The following is a 15,456-nucleotide window of genomic DNA, read 5'->3' as shown; positions in this document are numbered from 1 at the left end:
AGTCATCGGAAAATAAGCTGTTGTTCAGGAAGGGGATGGTGCCAGGAAGAAGAAATTTTTTTCTCACAATGATAGGTAATGATCATTATGATAAATCGACGATATGTTTAGTGTGGACTCACCTTTCTGGCAGTCCATCACTCAAATTTTGACCGCGGCTAAATCGTTATTTTTTTGCCACCGCGACTGACTGTCGTTGCTTGTCCATCGGCACCGTAGAGGTTCGGTTCCTGATGTGGTTTGAGTACCGCAAGCGCTTGTTCATTGCGCGCTAACTGGTCCTCTAATAACCAACCGTTATGCTGGTTAATATCACGTAAGTGCTGTGTTTTTTGCGTAATCGTCTGCCAACGTTGGCTAATATCAGTGCTGCCGATACTTTCGACTTTCTGTGCGGCACGACGCTGCTGCTCAAGATAATCAAGCGTCGCTAACAATGAGCTTTTATCTTCAGTGATACGTTGTAATGCACTGCCATTCACATGGCCTGCTGATAATTGTTGTTGCTCAGCGTCCATCACCTCTTTAAGAGAGTTGAGTACCGCAGTCATTTGATCCATCACTTCTAACAGACGATTCATGCCATTATTTACTCAAGATAGAGCTTTGAGCTTCCTGGATTAACGCATCGGCGATCTTGCCGGTATCCATTTTCAGCTCACCGTTACGGATCGCTGTTTTGAGTGCTTCAACGCGTTCCATATTGATATCCCCGCTACCCGGCTGAATTAACTTAGCCTGTGCGTCACTGAGTGTCACATTGGTGCTTTTCGGGGTGGTGCTTTTTTCCAGTTGGCTCTTTTGAATCGGCGCTTCTGGCGTTTCGCGTGGTTGTACAGTGCTTACCGGTTTCAAAGGCGACGTGCGATCAATGCTCATTATTAATTCCTCATCGAGGGGTAATATCTATCATCTGTTAATACACTATCGGCAGACATCACGGAACCTTTAAAACCTTCTTAATCCCTAACGGAATTTTATAAGTTAATCAGAATATTCCCATCCGTGTCGACGACTCCGCTGACTATCTGACCCGAACTCATTCGTACCCGTGCATTCTGTGCCACGGCGGCATTATTCAGTGCCTTGCCCTGGCTATTGACGCTAAATCCTTCACCAGCGGCGACCACTTGCACCTGCTGCCCGGCTTTGACTCGCCATGTCTGGCGCACCATTGACAGCAGAATCGGTTGATCTGCGGCGATGTCGCGCAGCGTCACGGCACTGCTGGCCTGGTTGATATCGAGCATAGCGCGTGGTGGCAGTTGATCGAGCCGTCCACGTTTGAGCTGAAGCTGGCCTGCATCTATGACGCTACCGCGCGGTAATGGCTGCGCGGCTACAACGTAATTTCCGGTGGCCTGCACCTGGGCCTGTATGTAGCGTTTGTCGTTACCGCAGCGCGCCATCACGCTCACGTTTCCCCACAGGCGGCTATTCCCCGGCATAGAAAAATCAGGGAGTGGGCAGGGAGGTAATTGCGCATCAGGCGTTTTGACTATTACCGACACTTCATCACTCATGCCCGCCAGGCGCTGCTGGAAAAACTGGCTCAACGGCGCATCCAGAATGCTGGCTAATGCCTGCGGGCAAGCCAGCAAAAGGGCAATGGTGCTCCAGGTTTTCAGACCGGTCATGACGTTTCTCCTTGTTCAGGTGGCAGTGATTTTAACTGCACAGCGAAATGATCAAGGCGACAAATAGCGACGCATTTTGCGTCTATTCCAACGATAACGCACGCGTAAGGAGCTTTAAGCTGTCGGACAAATCCTAATTATGCGGAGGGAACATGCTAGACAAACTGGATGCCGCGCTGCGATTTCAGCAAGAAGCGATAAATTTGCGCGCCCAGCGTCAGGAAATTCTGGCAGCAAATATCGCCAATGCGGATACCCCGGGCTATCAGGCTCGCGATATTGATTTTGCCAGTGAAATGAAAAAAGTGATGGAACGGGGTCGTGCCGAAGGCAGCGGTGTTGCGCTTGCGCTCACGTCCGCGCGCCATATCCCTGCGGCAACACACTCAGCACCTTCGCTTGATCTTCTTTACCGCGTTCCGGACCAGCCATCGATGGATGGTAACACCGTCGATATGGACCGCGAGCGTACACAATTTGCCGATAACAGCCTGAAATACCAGTCCGACCTTACGGTTCTCGGTGGCCAAATCAAGGGCATGATGTCGGTGCTGCAACAGGGTGGCTAATCGATGGCATTACTGAATATTTTTGATATCGCAGGCTCTGCGATGACGGCCCAATCCAAGCGGATGAACGTGGCGGCGAGTAACCTGGCTAACGCCGATAGTGCCACCGGCCCTGACGGACAGCCTTATCGCGCTAAGCAGGTTATTTTCCAGGTTGATGCCGCTCCGGGGGCTGAAACGGGTGGCGTAAAAGTGACGGGCGTTGAAGAGAGCCAGGCACCGGACAAACTGGTGTTCCAACCGGGTAACCCGTTGGCTGATGCCAAAGGTTATGTGCGGATGCCGAATGTGGATGTGGTGGGTGAAATGGTCAACAGCATGTCGGCGTCACGCAGCTATCAGGCCAACGTCGAAGTCCTCAACACCGTGAAAAGCATGATGTTGAAAACCCTGACGCTGGGTCAATAAGGAGTGATTGATGGGCATCGCCGTTAATATGAATGACACCACCACCAGTGGTGTCAGTGCGACTTCGGGTAACAATAATCTGACAGGCAGCAACGCCGCTGACCTGCAAAGTAGTTTTTTGACGCTGTTGGTCGCGCAGCTGAAAAACCAGGACCCAACCAACCCTCTGCAAAACAATGAATTGACTACGCAACTGGCGCAAATCAGCACCGTGAGCGGCATTGAAAAACTCAATACCACGCTCGGTTCGGTTTCCGGTCAGTTGACTAATAACCAGTCTGTGCAGGCCAGCGCCTTGATTGGCCATGGCGTGATGATCCCTGGCAGCAAAATTCTGGCAGGCAGCGAAGCGACCACGCCATTTGGTGTTGAGCTGCAACAGGCCGCAGATAAAGTCACCGCCACCATTACCGACAGTAGCGGCAAAGTGGTGCGTACTCTCGATGTGGGGGCGCTTAGCGCAGGCGTCCATACCTTTACCTGGGATGGCAGCATGACGGACGGCACCACCGCACCGGACGGGGCCTATAACGTCGCTATCAACGCCAGTAATGGCGGGACACAACTGGTGGCTCAACCGCTGAATTTTGCGTTGGTCAATGGCGTGACACTCAGTAATGGTACGACCTTGCTCGACCTCGGAACTTACGGCACCTCCACCCTCGACGACATCAGGCAGATTATTTAAGCCTTCAACCCTTGCAGGAGTAAAACATGGGCTTTTCTCAAGCGGTCAGCGGATTGAATGCTGCGGCCACCAACCTCGACGTGATTGGTAACAACATTGCCAACTCCGCCACTTACGGTTTTAAATCCGGCACCGTTTCTTTTGCCGATATGTTTGCCGGCTCCAAAGTGGGCCTCGGCGTAAAAGTTGCGGGCATTACCCAGGACTTTAACGACGGCACCACCACTAACACCGGCCGTGGCCTGGATGTGGCGATTAGCCAGAATGGTTTCTTCCGCCTGGTCGATACCAATGGCTCGGTGTATTACAGCCGTAACGGCCAGTTCAAACTGGACGAGAATCGCAATCTGGTGAACATGCAGGGGATGCAGTTGACCGGTTACCCGGCAACCGGTACGCCGCCAACGATTCAGGAAGGCGCAAACCCAGTTGGGCTGGCTGTGCCAAATACCTTGATGGCGGCGAAAACCACCACCACGGCGTCGATGCAGATCAACCTGAACTCTACCGACCCAACGCCAACGAAAACCCCGTTCAGCGCGACAGATTCCGATACCTACAACAAGAAAGGTTCTATCACTGTCTATGACAGCCAGGGTAACGCCCATGATATGAACGTCTTTTTTGTGAAATCGACGACGGCGAACACCTGGGATGTGTATACCCAGGATAGCAGCGTGGCGGGTAGCCCAGCGACCAAAGGCGCATCGATGGTATTTAGCCCAAATGGCACGCTGATTTCAGGTGGCACTAACTCCCTGACCACCGGGACTATCAATGGTGCGACTCCGGCGACATTTGATCTGAGCTTCCTGAACTCGATGCAGCAAAACACCGGCTCCAACAACATTGTTGCCGCGAATCAAAATGGCTATAAGCCAGGCGACCTGGTGAGCTACCAGATTAACGAAGACGGCACCCTTGTTGGCAATTACTCCAACGAGCAAACCCAATTGTTAGGCCAGATTGTGCTGTCGAATTTTGCCAACCCGGAAGGTTTGTCCTCTGAGGGCAACAACGTGTGGTCTGCGTCCAATTCTTCTGGCGTGGCGCTGCTGGGAACGGCGGGTTCCGGTAACTTCGGCACCCTGACCAACGGTGCGCTGGAGTCTTCGAACGTCGACCTGAGTAAAGAACTGGTCAACATGATTGTCGCGCAGCGTAACTACCAGTCGAATGCGCAGACCATCAAAACCCAGGATCAGATCCTCAACACCCTGGTTAACCTGCGTTAAGCACTGACGGGATAGCTTAATGGATCACGCAATTTATACCGCCATGGGTGCGGCCAGTCAGACGCTGAACCAACAAGCGGTGACTGCCAGCAACCTGGCAAATGCTTCTACACCGGGCTTTCGCGCACAGCTAACCGCATTGCGTTCGGTGCCAATAGAAGGGCTTTCGTTGCCGACGCGCACCCTGGTGACGGCTTCAACGCCTGGCGTGGATATGTCGCAAGGTCAGCTTGATTACACCCAACGCCCGCTGGATGTTGCCCTGCAACAAGATGGCTGGCTGGCGGTACAAAGTGCTGATGGTACTGAAGCTTATACCCGTAACGGCAATATGCAGGTTAGCCCTGCCGGGCAACTGACCATCGGCGGGCAACCGGTGATGGGAGAAGGTGGCCCGATTGCTGTGCCTCAGGGCGCGCAACTGACTATCGCGGCAGATGGCACTATTTCTGCACTGAACGCGGGTGACCAGCCCAATACTGTGGCACCGATTGGCCGCCTGAAACTGGTGAAAGCCACCGGCCAGGAGGTGGTGCGCGGTGATGACGGTTTCTTCCGCCCGAGTGCGCTGGCGCAAGCTACGCGTGGTGCCACGTTGCAGGCGGATGCCAGCATCTCGTTGATGCCTGGCGTGCTGGAAGGCAGCAACGTTAAGCCCGTCGAAGCCATGACCGACATGATTGAGAACGCCCGTCGTTTTGAGATGCAAATGAAGATTATTTCAAGCGTTGATGAAAACGAGCAGCGCGCCAATCAGTTGTTGGCGATGAGTTGATAGCCGAACGGTTTTTGTAGGTCGGATAAGCGAAGCCTCATCCGACAAACGAAATACAGATCTAACAGGAATCAAAAATGATCAGTTCTTTATGGATCGCTAAAACCGGTCTTGATGCCCAGCAAACCAACATGGATGTGATTGCCAACAACCTGGCAAACGTCTCCACCAATGGTTTTAAGCGTCAACGCGCGGTGTTTGAAGACTTGCTTTACCAGACGATTCGCCAGCCTGGTGCGCAATCTTCTGAACAGACCACATTACCGTCCGGTTTGCAGATTGGTACGGGTGTGCGTCCGGTGGCTACCGAGCGCCTGCACAGCCAGGGCAACCTGTCGCAGACCAACAACAGCAAAGATGTGGCGATTAAAGGCCAGGGCTTTTTCCAGGTGCAATTGCCGGACGGCACTAGTGCCTATACCCGCGATGGTTCTTTCCAGGTCGACCAGAACGGCCAGTTGGTCACCGCGGGCGGTTTCCAGGTTCAGCCAGCGATCACTATCCCTGCTAATGCACTCACCATTACCGTTGGACGTGACGGTATTGTGAGCGTGACGCAACAGGGGCAGGCACAGCCGGTTCAGGTGGGGCAGCTGAATTTGACCACCTTTATGAATGACACGGGTCTGGAAAGCCTGGGTGAAAACTTGTATGCCGAAACCCAGTCTTCCGGTACGCCAAACGAAAGCACACCTGGACTGAATGGCGCAGGGCTTTTGTATCAGGGGTATGTTGAGACCTCTAACGTGAACGTGGCTGAAGAACTGGTGAATATGATCCAGGTTCAGCGCGCTTACGAAATCAACTCTAAAGCCGTTTCAACCACTGACCAGATGCTGCAAAAGCTGACGCAGTTGTAAGACGTTTGCCGGTGTGAGTGTTTCGCACCGGCTGTCGTTATCTGAATGACCTGAAGATGAAAGCAATGCAAAACCCAATGGTTCTTCGTCCTATCGTGATGTTTCTGGTGCTCTCCACAAGTGGCTGCGCACTGGTGCCAACTAAACCGCTGGTGGAAGGGGCAACATCGGCCCAACCTGTGCCTGGCCCTGCACCTGTGGTTAATGGCTCTATTTTCCAGACGGCGCAACCGCTGAACTATGGCTATCAACCGCTGTTTGAAGACCGCCGCCCACGTAACGTTGGCGATACTTTGACGATCCAGCTTCAGGAAAATGTCAGTGCCAGTAAGAGTTCGTCGGCGAATGCCAGCCGTGATGGCAAAACTAATTTTGGCTTTAACGTCACGCCGCGCTATCTCGAAGGTCTGTTCGGTAATAACCGCGCCGATGTGGATGTGGAAGGCGGCAACAGTTTCAACGGTAAAGGTGGGGCGAATGCCAGTAACACCTTTAGCGGAACCTTAACCGTGACGGTCGATCAGGTGCTGGCAAACGGCAACCTGCACGTCGTGGGTGAAAAACAGATAGCCATTAACCAGGGCACCGAATTTATTCGTTTCTCCGGTGTGGTCAATCCTCGCACCATCAGTGGCTCCAACACCGTGCCGTCCACACAAGTGGCGGATGCGCGCATCGAATATGTCGGAAACGGCTATATCAACGAAGCGCAGAACATGGGCTGGATGCAACGCTTCTTCCTTAATTTATCGCCGATGTAAGCGAGGGATTTATGACCAGATATTTATTCGGATTGCTGATGCTGGTGGCAACGCTAGCGCAGGCTGACCGTATCCGCGACCTGACCACGGTTCAGGGCGTGCGTGAAAACTCCCTGATTGGTTATGGCCTGGTGGTTGGCCTTGACGGAACGGGTGACCAGACCACACAAACGCCGTTCACCACGCAAACCATGAACAACATGCTTTCGCAGTTGGGGATTACCGTTCCTGCGGGCACCAATATGCAGCTCAAAAACGTGGCTGCGGTCATGGTGACGGCTAAGTACCCGGCGTTTGCCCGCTCGGGGCAAAATATTGATGTGGTGGTTTCTTCAATGGGTAACGCCAAAAGCTTGCGCGGCGGCACATTGCTGATGACGCCAATGAAAGGGGTCGACAACCAGGTTTATGCCCTGGCGCAAGGCAATATTCTGGTCGGCGGTGCGGGGGCTTCTGCGGGTGGCAGCAGCGTTCAGGTGAACCAACTGAATGGCGGGCGTATCACCAATGGCGCGATCATCGAACGTGAATTACCGGGAACGTTTGGTTCAGGCAATCTCATCAGCCTGCAACTGAACAATGATGATTTCACGCTGGCGCAGCAAATTACCGACACCATTAACCGTTCGCGTGGCTTTGGCAGCGCGTCGGCGATTGATGCTCGCACCATCCAGATTCGTGTCCCAACCGGCAACAGCTCGCAAGTGCGTTTGCTGGCCGATATTCAGAACCTGGAAGTGAACCTGCCAGCACAGGACGCCAAAGTGATTATCAACTCACGTACCGGTTCGGTGGTGATGAACCAGGAAGTGACACTGAATACTTGTGCGGTGGCGCAGGGCAACTTGTCGGTGACGGTCAACCGCCAGGCACAGGTGAGCCAGCCGGATACACCATTTGGTGGCGGTCAAACTGTTGTCACCCCGCAAACGCAAATCGACTTGCGCCAGAATGGCGGGGCGCTGCAACGGGTTAACGCCAGTGCCAACCTGAACACCGTGGTTCGTGCTTTGAACACGCTGGGCGCATCACCAATGGAGTTGATGTCGATTCTGCAATCTATGCAAACCGCGGGTTGTTTGCGGGCCAAAGTGGAAATTATCTGATGCTTAACGAGTCCCAATCACTGGCGAATGCGGCGTGGGATGCTAACTCTCTTAACGAGTTAAAAGCCAAAACCGGGCAAGATCCGAAAGGCAACATGAAGTCGGTTGCCCGCCAGGTGGAAGGGATGTTCGTGCAGATGATGCTGAAAAGCATGCGCGAGGCGCTGCCGAAAGATGGCTTGTTCAGCAGTGAGCAAACGCGGATGTACACCAGCATCTATGATCAGCAAATTGCCCAACAGCTCAGCGCAAAAGGCCTTGGGCTGGCGGACATGATGGTGGAGCAAATGGGCGGCAATGCTGACCCATCGGAAGAGGCTGGCAAAGTGCCGATGAAGTTTGATATGCAGACGGTGACCAGCTTCCAGAACCAGACCATCACGCAAATGGTGCGTCAGGCCATCCCGAAAGCACCGTCTAACGAAGAACCGCTAACCGGTGATAGCAAAGACTTCCTGGCGCAGCTTTCGTTACCAGCACGCCTTGCCAGTGAACAGAGCGGCATTCCTCATCACTTGATTCTGGCGCAAGCGGCACTGGAGTCAGGCTGGGGGCAACGGCAAATTCTGACTGAAAAAGGTGAGCCGAGTTTTAACCTGTTTGGCGTCAAAGCCAGCAGTAGCTGGAAAGGGGAGGTGACTGAAATCACCACCACCGAATATGAAAACGGTGAAGCGAAAAAGGTAAAAGCCAAATTCCGCGTGTATAGCTCTTATCTGGAGGCGCTTTCTGATTACGTCGGCTTGTTGACGCGCAACCCGCGTTACGCCGCCGTGACTAATGCCAATACCGCAGAACAGGGCGCACAAGCGTTGCAAAATGCGGGGTACGCCACCGATCCGAACTATGCCCGTAAGCTGACGGGCATGATTCAGCAGATGAAAGCGATGGGTGAGAAAGTGGCGAAAGCGTATAGCAACGACCTGTCTAATCTCTTCTAAGTTCTCACTATTAAATACTCAAGTCCTGCCGGGAACTGCCGATACTTACTGACAGGAACCGTGATTAATGCGCTAAGGAAATTTCATGTCCAGTAGCCTGATTAACAGTGCCATGAGTGGCCTGGGTGCTGCCCAGGCGGCACTGAATACTGTCAGTAACAACATTTCTAACTACAACGTCACAGGCTATACCCGCCAGACTACCGTGTTATCTCAGTCGAAAAGTACGCTGGGTGCTGGAGGATGGATTGGCAACGGTGTGCAAGTCAGCGGTGTGCAACGTGAATATGATGCGTTCATCACTAACCAACTGCGCGCGGCACAGACGCAAAGCAGTGGTCTGAGTACTCAGTATCAGCAAATGTCGAAAATCGACAATATGCTGTCGGGTAGCACCAACACCCTCGCCACCACCATGCAAAGTTTCTTTACTGGCCTGCAAACGCTGGTCAGTAATTCTGAAGACCCGGCTGCTCGCCAGGCGTTGCTTGGCAATGCCAGCGGCCTGGTAAACCAGTTTAAGGTGACGGATCAGTATCTGCGCGACCAGGATAAGCAGGTGAATACCGCTATCCAGAGCAGCGTGGAACAAATCAATAATTACGCCAGCCAGATTGCGAATCTGAATAATCAGATTTCACGCCTTACCGGTGTGGGCGCGGGCGCATCACCAAACGATTTGCTCGATCAGCGCGACCAGTTGGTCAGCCAGCTTAACCAGATTGTCGGTGTTGAAGTCAGTGTGCAGGACGGTGGCTCGTATAACGTGTCGATCGCCAACGGTTTAACCCTGGTGCAAGGCGACAAAGCTAATCAACTGGCGGCTGTCGGCTCCAGTTCTGACCCGTCACGCATTACTGTTGCATATGTTGACCCGGTTTCTGGCACCACTGAAATCCCTGAAAGCCAGCTGAAGAATGGCTCGCTTGGCGGCATGTTGACTTTCCGTTCTCAGGATTTGGACAGCGCGCGTAACCGCCTCGGGCAGTTAGCTTTAGCGTTCTCTGATGCGATTAATCAGCAGCACAGCGCGGGCATTGATGCCAATGGCGCGGTGGGGAAAGATTTCTTTGATTACGGCGGCCCGTCTGTTTTAAGCAACAGTAAAAATGCCTCTCAATCGACAGTACTGACTGCACAAGTCACTGACAGCAAAGCGGTTCAGGCCAGCGACTATAAAGCTGTGTTTAACGATCCTGACTGGGAAATCACTCGCTTGTCGGACAATAAGAAATTCACCGCAACCGAGGCCGTTGATGGCAGTGGCAACAAGAGCCTGAGTTTCGACGGCTTAAAAATCGACATTAGCGGTACGCCAGCGACCAAGAATGACAGTTTCGTTATTAAGCCGGTTTCAGATGTTGTGGTGAATATGAACGTCTTAATTAGCGACGAAAGTGAATTGGCATTAGCGGCCAATCCTTCGGGTGGCGATAGCGACAACCGTAATGCTCAGGCGCTGTTGGATTTGCAGAGCAGTAAAGTCGTCAACGGCAACAAATCGTTTAACGATGCCTATGCCAGCCTGGTGAGTGATGTGGGTAACAAAACCAGCACGCTGAAAGTCACCAGTACCACGCAAGATAATGTGGTCACGCAGTTGAGTAACCAACAGCAGTCCATCTCTGGTGTCAACCTTGACGAAGAGTACGGTAACTTGCAGCGTTTCCAACAGTATTACCTGGCGAATGCCCAGGTTCTTCAGACGGCATCAACTCTGTTTGATGCGTTACTGTCCATCCGTTAATTAAGGAATCTGGCGTATGCGTATCAGTACCGCAATGATGTACCAGCAAAACATGCGTGGCGTGACCAACGCACAAAGTGAGTGGCTGCGCTACGGCGAGCAAATGTCGACGGGTAAACGTGTCACTAAACCTTCTGATGACCCGATTGCCGCATCGCAAGCGGTGGTGTTGTCTCAGGCTCAGGCTCAAAACAGCCAGTACGCGCTGGCTCGTACTTTTGCGACACAGAAAGTGTCGCTGGAAGAGAACGTACTGGGGCAGGTGACCACGGCGATTCAGTCTGCGCAGGAGAAAATCGTTAACGCCGGTAACGGTACGTTAAGCGATGACGATCGTGCTTCACTGGCTACCGATCTGGAAGGTGTCCGCAATCAGATCCTCAACCTTGCCAACAGTACAGATGGCAACGGGCGTTTTATTTTTGCGGGCTATAAAACGGATTCTGCACCGTTTAGCGGTGGGGCAAACAGCATCGTTTATACGGGCGGTGGTACTGCTGTGACCCAGTCTGTTGATGCCGCACGCAGCATGACGATTGGCCACACGGGCACGCAAGTGTTCAACTCACTGACCAGCAATGCGGTGCCGGAACCTGATGGCAGTGACTCGGAAACCAATCTGTTCAACATGCTTGATTCTGCGATTGCTACCCTGAGAAAACCCGCTGAAGGCCTGGATGATGCCGACAAAGATCTTTTAACCGCGGCTATCGATAAAACCAACCGTGGGCTGAAAAACTCCCTTAATAACGTTCTGACCGTGCGTGCAGAGCTAGGCACACAGCTTAATGAGCTGGATAAGCTTGATGATTTAGGTAATGACCGTGCGTTGGGACAGTCGCAGCAAATGAGTGATTTGGTGGATGTAGACTGGAACTCGGCGATATCTTCCTATGTGATGCAGCAGGCAGCACTTCAGGCGTCTTACAAAGCATTCAGTGATATGCAGGGGATGTCTTTGTTCCAGCTGAATAAATAGTAGCTTTACCGTTTGGGGCGTGCCATGAAACTGGGTGCGCTTTATGTGCCCACTTCATTACCCCGAAGTGGGCTTTTTTTTGCCTTATCCCACCAGACTCTCAGAAATAAAAAAGCCGGTCAGTTTCCTGACCGGCTTTTTCGCAACGCTTAGCGATTATTCAGCGCTTTGCGGGCGTGTAGCTGGAGCTGTTGCCTGGTGAGTTGCGCTGTTTCCACCAGCAGAACCGCGGCCACTGAACTCATATGTTGGGCGTACCCAATCGCTCTGGCGTGGTGCTTCCGGAGTATATTCCGGTGCCGGAGCTTTAGTCATCGGCGCGGCTGCATGTTTAGTCACATGAGCAACAACAGGCTGTGCAGCTTTCACTTCAGGAACCACAGTTTCTGCTACAACAGTTTTCTCAACTGGCGTCTCTTCAGCTTTGGTTTCTGCAACCGGAGTCTCTTCAGCTTTAGTCTCTGTCACTGCCGGCTTAACTTCTTCTACCGGAGCCTCTGGCGTAGTTTCTTCAACTACGACTGGAGCAACTTCAGCCACTGCTGCTGCCTGCTGTTGATGCGTTTCAACGGCAACGTCATCCTGAGCTGGCGTAACTTCGTCAATCACTTGTTCAGCAACAACGTCGTCTTCAGTGGCAATCAGATGTGGCTGCTCAGTGACCGAAGCCGCAATCACTTCTGGATGCGTGGTTTCAACGTGTGCCGGTTCAACCGCTACAGGTTGCGCTACTGCCTGAACGACTGGCGGAACAATAACCACTTCTACAGGCTCTTGCTCGTGAGAAACAAAGACTGGAGCATGATCAACGTGATTCTCGTACTGCGAATCTTCCTGGGAACGGGCAACCGGGTAGCTGATCCAGGCTTTACCAGAAGCAAGTTCAGGAGAAGCACAAGCAACGATCAATGGCATCGGTGACTGCGTTGGGTAACGCTCATCACGATAACGACGGCGACGTTGACCACTGACACGCAAGTGACGTGGGGAACGGCGAGAGCGACGCGGCATACCGTTAGAATCGTTACGTGAATCGTTGTTGTCATCATGCTCAACAACAGGTTTCTCGATAACTGCTGGTAACGGAATCGTCGCCAGTTCGGTACGTGCAGCAGGTGCAGCGGTCACTTCGGCTACGTCTGGAGTTGCCACAGTTTCAGTTACGGAATCTGCTGCAGATTCGAAACGAATTTTCTGGCTCAATTGACGTTGCTTACGGCGAGGCATCACCTGGACGCGTTCTTCCTGCTCGGTATCAGCTTCAACTTCTACCGGTTCATCGCGCTGCAGAACTTTAACTTCCTGCTGTGCCTGGCGTTTGTCATCGCTACGACGACGGTTGCGTTCACGACGTGGCTGCTGCTCGTCACGTGCTTTAGGCTTTTCAGCTTCTTCAGCAACGGCCGGGCGGTTTTCACGGACTTCAGCATTTTGCTGCTGACCCTGGCGGCGATTACGGCGGTTATCGTCGCGATCGCGGTTTTCGCGCGGCTCACGATTATCACGATTATCACGATTATCACGATTTTCGCTGCGATTTTCACCACGGCTTTCGCCACGGTTATCACGATCGCGGTTGTTGCGATCGCCACGATCGTTACGGTCACGACGGTTGTTCTGGCGACGGTTATTACGACGATCCTGACCCTGACGCTGGCCTTCAGTCTCAGCCGGTTTCGCTTCCTGAACTTCTTTGCTTTCAGTAGTCGCTTCGCCTGCGAACAGGTTTTTCAGCGCACCGAAGAAGCGGCTAATCAAGCCAGGTTGCTCAGCTGTTGCCGTTTTCGCGACCGCAGGTTTAGCAGCAGGAGCTGGTGTGGCTACCGGTGCAGATTCTGGCGGTGCTGGCGGCACGTCTGGCATCACGAAGGTCGCGAGCGCAGGTTGCTCTGGGCGTTTACGCTCGGCGTACTCTTCATCAGAAGGCATCGCCATCTCTTCTTCATGCAGCTTAGGCAGCATGTAGCTCAGCGTTTTAGTTTCTTCGCCTTTGCGCACGCGCAGTACGGAGTAGTGTGGTGTTTCCATCTGATCGTTAGGAACGATGATGGCTTTCACGCCGCCCTGACGGGTTTCAATCGCGCTAACTGCATCACGTTTTTCGTTCAGCAGGTAAGACGCAATCGGCACCGGAACAATCGCATGAACTTCCTGGGTATTCTCTTTCAGCGCTTCTTCTTCAATCAGACGCAGAATGGAGAGTGCCATGGATTCGTTGTCACGCACCGTACCTGTGCCGCTACAGCGCGGGCAGACGTGGTGGCTGGACTCGCCCAAAGAAGGGGAGAGACGCTGACGAGACATTTCCAGCAGGCCAAAGCGAGAAATATGGCTAATCTGGATACGAGCTCTGTCCTGACGGACAGCTTCACGCAGACGGTTTTCTACCGCACGCTGGTGGCGCACAGGCGTCATGTCGATGAAGTCGATAACAATCAAACCACCGAGGTCACGCAGACGCAGTTGGCGCGCGATTTCATCAGCCGCTTCAAGGTTGGTATTGAACGCCGTTTCTTCGATGTCACCACCGCGAGTTGCGCGCGCGGAGTTGATGTCGATGGCGGTTAACGCTTCAGTGGAGTCGATAACAATCGAACCACCGGATGGCAGACGAACTTCGCGCTGGAAAGCGGATTCAATCTGCGACTCAATTTGGTAGTGGCTAAACAGCGGGATTTCACCGGTGTAGAGCTTAATTTTGCTGCTGAAATCAGGGCGACCCAGAGCACCGATATGCTGGCGAGCCAGTTCGAGTACTTTCGGGTTATCGATAAGAATTTCACCGATGTCCTGACGCAGGTAATCGCGGAAAGCACGTACAATAACGTTGCTTTCCTGATGGATAAGGAATGGAGCAGGGCGATTTTCTGCCGCTTTTTGAATCGCTTCCCAGTGCTTCAGACGGAAGCTTAAATCCCATTGCAGTGCTTCAGCGGATTTACCCACGCCAGCAGTACGTACAATCAGACCCATGCCATCTGGTAGTTCCAGAGAGGAAAGGGCTTCTTTCAATTCAGTACGATCGTCACCTTCGATGCGGCGGGAAATACCACCAGCACGTGGGTTATTTGGCATCAGTACTAAATAACTTCCTGCCAGACTAATAAAGGTGGTTAAGGCTGCGCCTTTATTACCACGTTCTTCTTTATCAATCTGGACAATCACTTCCTGGCCTTCACGCAGAACATCTTTAATGTTCGGACGACCATGTGATGAATAATTAGACGGGAAGTATTCGCGGGCAATTTCTTTAAGAGGAAGGAAACCATGACGTTCCGCGCCGTAATCTACAAATGCCGCTTCCAGACTTGGTTCAATACGGGTGATTTTGCCTTTATAGATGTTGGCTTTTTTCTGTTCGTGTCCAGGACTTTCAATATCCAGATCGTACAGACGTTGCCCATCTACAAGGGCGACACGCAACTCTTCTTGCTGAGTCGCGTTTATTAGCATTCTTTTCATCGTAACTTACTCATTATTCTTACATTGGTGACAAAGCTACGGGCATGGTGACGCTGACCGGGAGTGAACCGATGGCCTCGTGACTAAACGCTAAGTCGCCAACCTCACGGTTGTCGCTTGCTGAGAGGCGCAAAGTGTCGGTAGCCTGTATTTCATACGGAAATACAGCGCAATTATCGTGGGAATAACCTTAGAATATATCTTAAGAGTTGATTCCAATTTACCGGTCAGGCTGCAACCCGCAGCCCGCTAACTGCCTGAAGGTACAATACGTCTTACGCCATTGCT

General features: G+C 52.6%; 15 protein-coding genes. 11 read left to right on the top strand and 4 right to left on the bottom strand.

From position 1 onward, the window contains the following. Nucleotides 1–158: 158 nt before the first annotated feature. The 3 genes from flgN to flgA all read right to left on the bottom strand — a co-directional run bounded on the left by flgN (nt 159) and on the right by flgA (nt 1,637). Nucleotides 159–581: a flagella biosynthesis chaperone FlgN gene (flgN, locus tag MNO13_RS15660; RefSeq protein WP_064547854.1), complete on the bottom strand. Its 423-nt coding sequence runs from the start codon at nt 579–581 to the stop codon at nt 159–161. A 4-nt stretch (nt 582–585) separates the two neighbouring features. Further along, a complete protein-coding gene (gene flgM / locus MNO13_RS15655) occupies nt 586–879 on the bottom strand; it encodes a flagellar biosynthesis anti-sigma factor FlgM (RefSeq protein ID WP_064547852.1) in 294 nt (97 codons plus the stop codon). A gap of 98 nt (nt 880–977) precedes the next feature. Beyond that, entirely contained in the window at nt 978–1,637 is a 660-nt protein-coding gene (gene flgA, locus MNO13_RS15650; protein WP_064547850.1) for a flagellar basal body P-ring formation chaperone FlgA, read from the bottom strand. A 152-nt stretch (nt 1,638–1,789) separates the two neighbouring features. Here flgA and flgB point away from each other — a divergent pair, with 152 nt between their 5' ends. The 11 genes from flgB to flgL all read left to right on the top strand — a co-directional run bounded on the left by flgB (nt 1,790) and on the right by flgL (nt 11,706). Next, entirely contained in the window at nt 1,790–2,206 is a 417-nt protein-coding gene (gene flgB, locus MNO13_RS15645; protein WP_064547847.1) for a flagellar basal body rod protein FlgB, read from the top strand. Between the two features lie 3 nt (nt 2,207–2,209). Next, nucleotides 2,210–2,614 carry a flagellar basal body rod protein FlgC gene (flgC, locus tag MNO13_RS15640; protein WP_121813866.1) on the top strand — a complete coding sequence of 135 codons (405 nt, stop codon included), beginning with the start codon at nt 2,210–2,212 and terminating at the stop codon, nt 2,612–2,614. Between the two features lie 10 nt (nt 2,615–2,624). After that, entirely contained in the window at nt 2,625–3,302 is a 678-nt protein-coding gene (gene flgD, locus MNO13_RS15635) for a flagellar hook assembly protein FlgD (RefSeq protein WP_064547842.1), read from the top strand. 26 nt (nt 3,303–3,328) lie between these two features. Continuing rightward, a complete protein-coding gene (gene flgE, locus MNO13_RS15630; protein ID WP_121813865.1) occupies nt 3,329–4,537 on the top strand; it encodes a flagellar hook protein FlgE in 1,209 nt (402 codons plus the stop codon). A 19-nt stretch (nt 4,538–4,556) separates the two neighbouring features. Continuing rightward, nucleotides 4,557–5,312, top strand: a complete 756-nt coding sequence (locus MNO13_RS15625) for a flagellar basal body rod protein FlgF (protein ID WP_064547838.1) — start codon at nt 4,557–4,559, stop codon at nt 5,310–5,312. Nucleotides 5,313–5,389: 77 nt separating this feature from the next. Continuing rightward, nucleotides 5,390–6,172 (top strand): flagellar basal-body rod protein FlgG, encoded by a 783-nt coding sequence (gene flgG, locus MNO13_RS15620; protein ID WP_064517889.1) that lies wholly within the window; start codon nt 5,390–5,392, stop codon nt 6,170–6,172. A gap of 65 nt (nt 6,173–6,237) precedes the next feature. Then, nucleotides 6,238–6,933, top strand: a complete 696-nt coding sequence (locus MNO13_RS15615; RefSeq protein ID WP_121815654.1) for a flagellar basal body L-ring protein FlgH — start codon at nt 6,238–6,240, stop codon at nt 6,931–6,933. An 11-nt stretch (nt 6,934–6,944) separates the two neighbouring features. Further along, nucleotides 6,945–8,039, top strand: a complete 1,095-nt coding sequence (locus MNO13_RS15610) for a flagellar basal body P-ring protein FlgI (RefSeq protein ID WP_064547836.1) — start codon at nt 6,945–6,947, stop codon at nt 8,037–8,039. Continuing rightward, complete coding sequence (gene flgJ / locus MNO13_RS15605; protein ID WP_064547834.1) at nt 8,039–8,980, top strand: flagellar assembly peptidoglycan hydrolase FlgJ; 942 nt, start codon at nt 8,039–8,041, stop codon at nt 8,978–8,980. Before MNO13_RS15610 ends, flgJ begins: the two co-directional genes overlap by 1 nt. A gap of 85 nt (nt 8,981–9,065) precedes the next feature. Continuing rightward, nucleotides 9,066–10,727 carry a flagellar hook-associated protein FlgK gene (gene flgK, locus MNO13_RS15600; RefSeq protein ID WP_064547832.1) on the top strand — a complete coding sequence of 554 codons (1,662 nt, stop codon included), beginning with the start codon at nt 9,066–9,068 and terminating at the stop codon, nt 10,725–10,727. A gap of 16 nt (nt 10,728–10,743) precedes the next feature. Further along, nucleotides 10,744–11,706: a flagellar hook-associated protein FlgL gene (flgL, locus tag MNO13_RS15595; RefSeq protein WP_064547830.1), complete on the top strand. Its 963-nt coding sequence runs from the start codon at nt 10,744–10,746 to the stop codon at nt 11,704–11,706. Nucleotides 11,707–11,862: 156 nt separating this feature from the next. Here flgL and rne read toward each other — a convergent pair whose 3' ends face one another. Then, complete coding sequence (gene rne / locus MNO13_RS15590; protein WP_241938984.1) at nt 11,863–15,168, bottom strand: ribonuclease E; 3,306 nt, start codon at nt 15,166–15,168, stop codon at nt 11,863–11,865. Nucleotides 15,169–15,456: the final 288 nt, after the last annotated feature.

Source organism: Buttiauxella ferragutiae (genome assembly GCF_022637515.1).
Lineage (GTDB): Bacteria > Pseudomonadota > Gammaproteobacteria > Enterobacterales > Enterobacteriaceae > Buttiauxella > Buttiauxella ferragutiae.
The sequence above is the reverse complement of the archived record's forward strand: the minus strand, read 5'-3'. Positions and strand labels throughout refer to the sequence as shown.

Coding starts and splice junctions, on each gene's coding strand:
- flgN (WP_064547854.1), bottom strand. CDS start 581: ATGAATCGTCTGTTAGAAGTGATGGATCAAATGACTGCGGTACTCAAC.
- flgM (WP_064547852.1), bottom strand. CDS start 879: ATGAGCATTGATCGCACGTCGCCTTTGAAACCGGTAAGCACTGTACAA.
- flgA (WP_064547850.1), bottom strand. CDS start 1,637: ATGACCGGTCTGAAAACCTGGAGCACCATTGCCCTTTTGCTGGCTTGC.
- flgB (WP_064547847.1), top strand. CDS start 1,790: ATGCTAGACAAACTGGATGCCGCGCTGCGATTTCAGCAAGAAGCGATA.
- flgC (WP_121813866.1), top strand. CDS start 2,210: ATGGCATTACTGAATATTTTTGATATCGCAGGCTCTGCGATGACGGCC.
- flgD (WP_064547842.1), top strand. CDS start 2,625: ATGGGCATCGCCGTTAATATGAATGACACCACCACCAGTGGTGTCAGT.
- flgE (WP_121813865.1), top strand. CDS start 3,329: ATGGGCTTTTCTCAAGCGGTCAGCGGATTGAATGCTGCGGCCACCAAC.
- MNO13_RS15625 (WP_064547838.1), top strand. CDS start 4,557: ATGGATCACGCAATTTATACCGCCATGGGTGCGGCCAGTCAGACGCTG.
- flgG (WP_064517889.1), top strand. CDS start 5,390: ATGATCAGTTCTTTATGGATCGCTAAAACCGGTCTTGATGCCCAGCAA.
- MNO13_RS15615 (WP_121815654.1), top strand. CDS start 6,238: ATGCAAAACCCAATGGTTCTTCGTCCTATCGTGATGTTTCTGGTGCTC.
- MNO13_RS15610 (WP_064547836.1), top strand. CDS start 6,945: ATGACCAGATATTTATTCGGATTGCTGATGCTGGTGGCAACGCTAGCG.
- flgJ (WP_064547834.1), top strand. CDS start 8,039: ATGCTTAACGAGTCCCAATCACTGGCGAATGCGGCGTGGGATGCTAAC.
- flgK (WP_064547832.1), top strand. CDS start 9,066: ATGTCCAGTAGCCTGATTAACAGTGCCATGAGTGGCCTGGGTGCTGCC.
- flgL (WP_064547830.1), top strand. CDS start 10,744: ATGCGTATCAGTACCGCAATGATGTACCAGCAAAACATGCGTGGCGTG.
- rne (WP_241938984.1), bottom strand. CDS start 15,168: ATGAAAAGAATGCTAATAAACGCGACTCAGCAAGAAGAGTTGCGTGTC.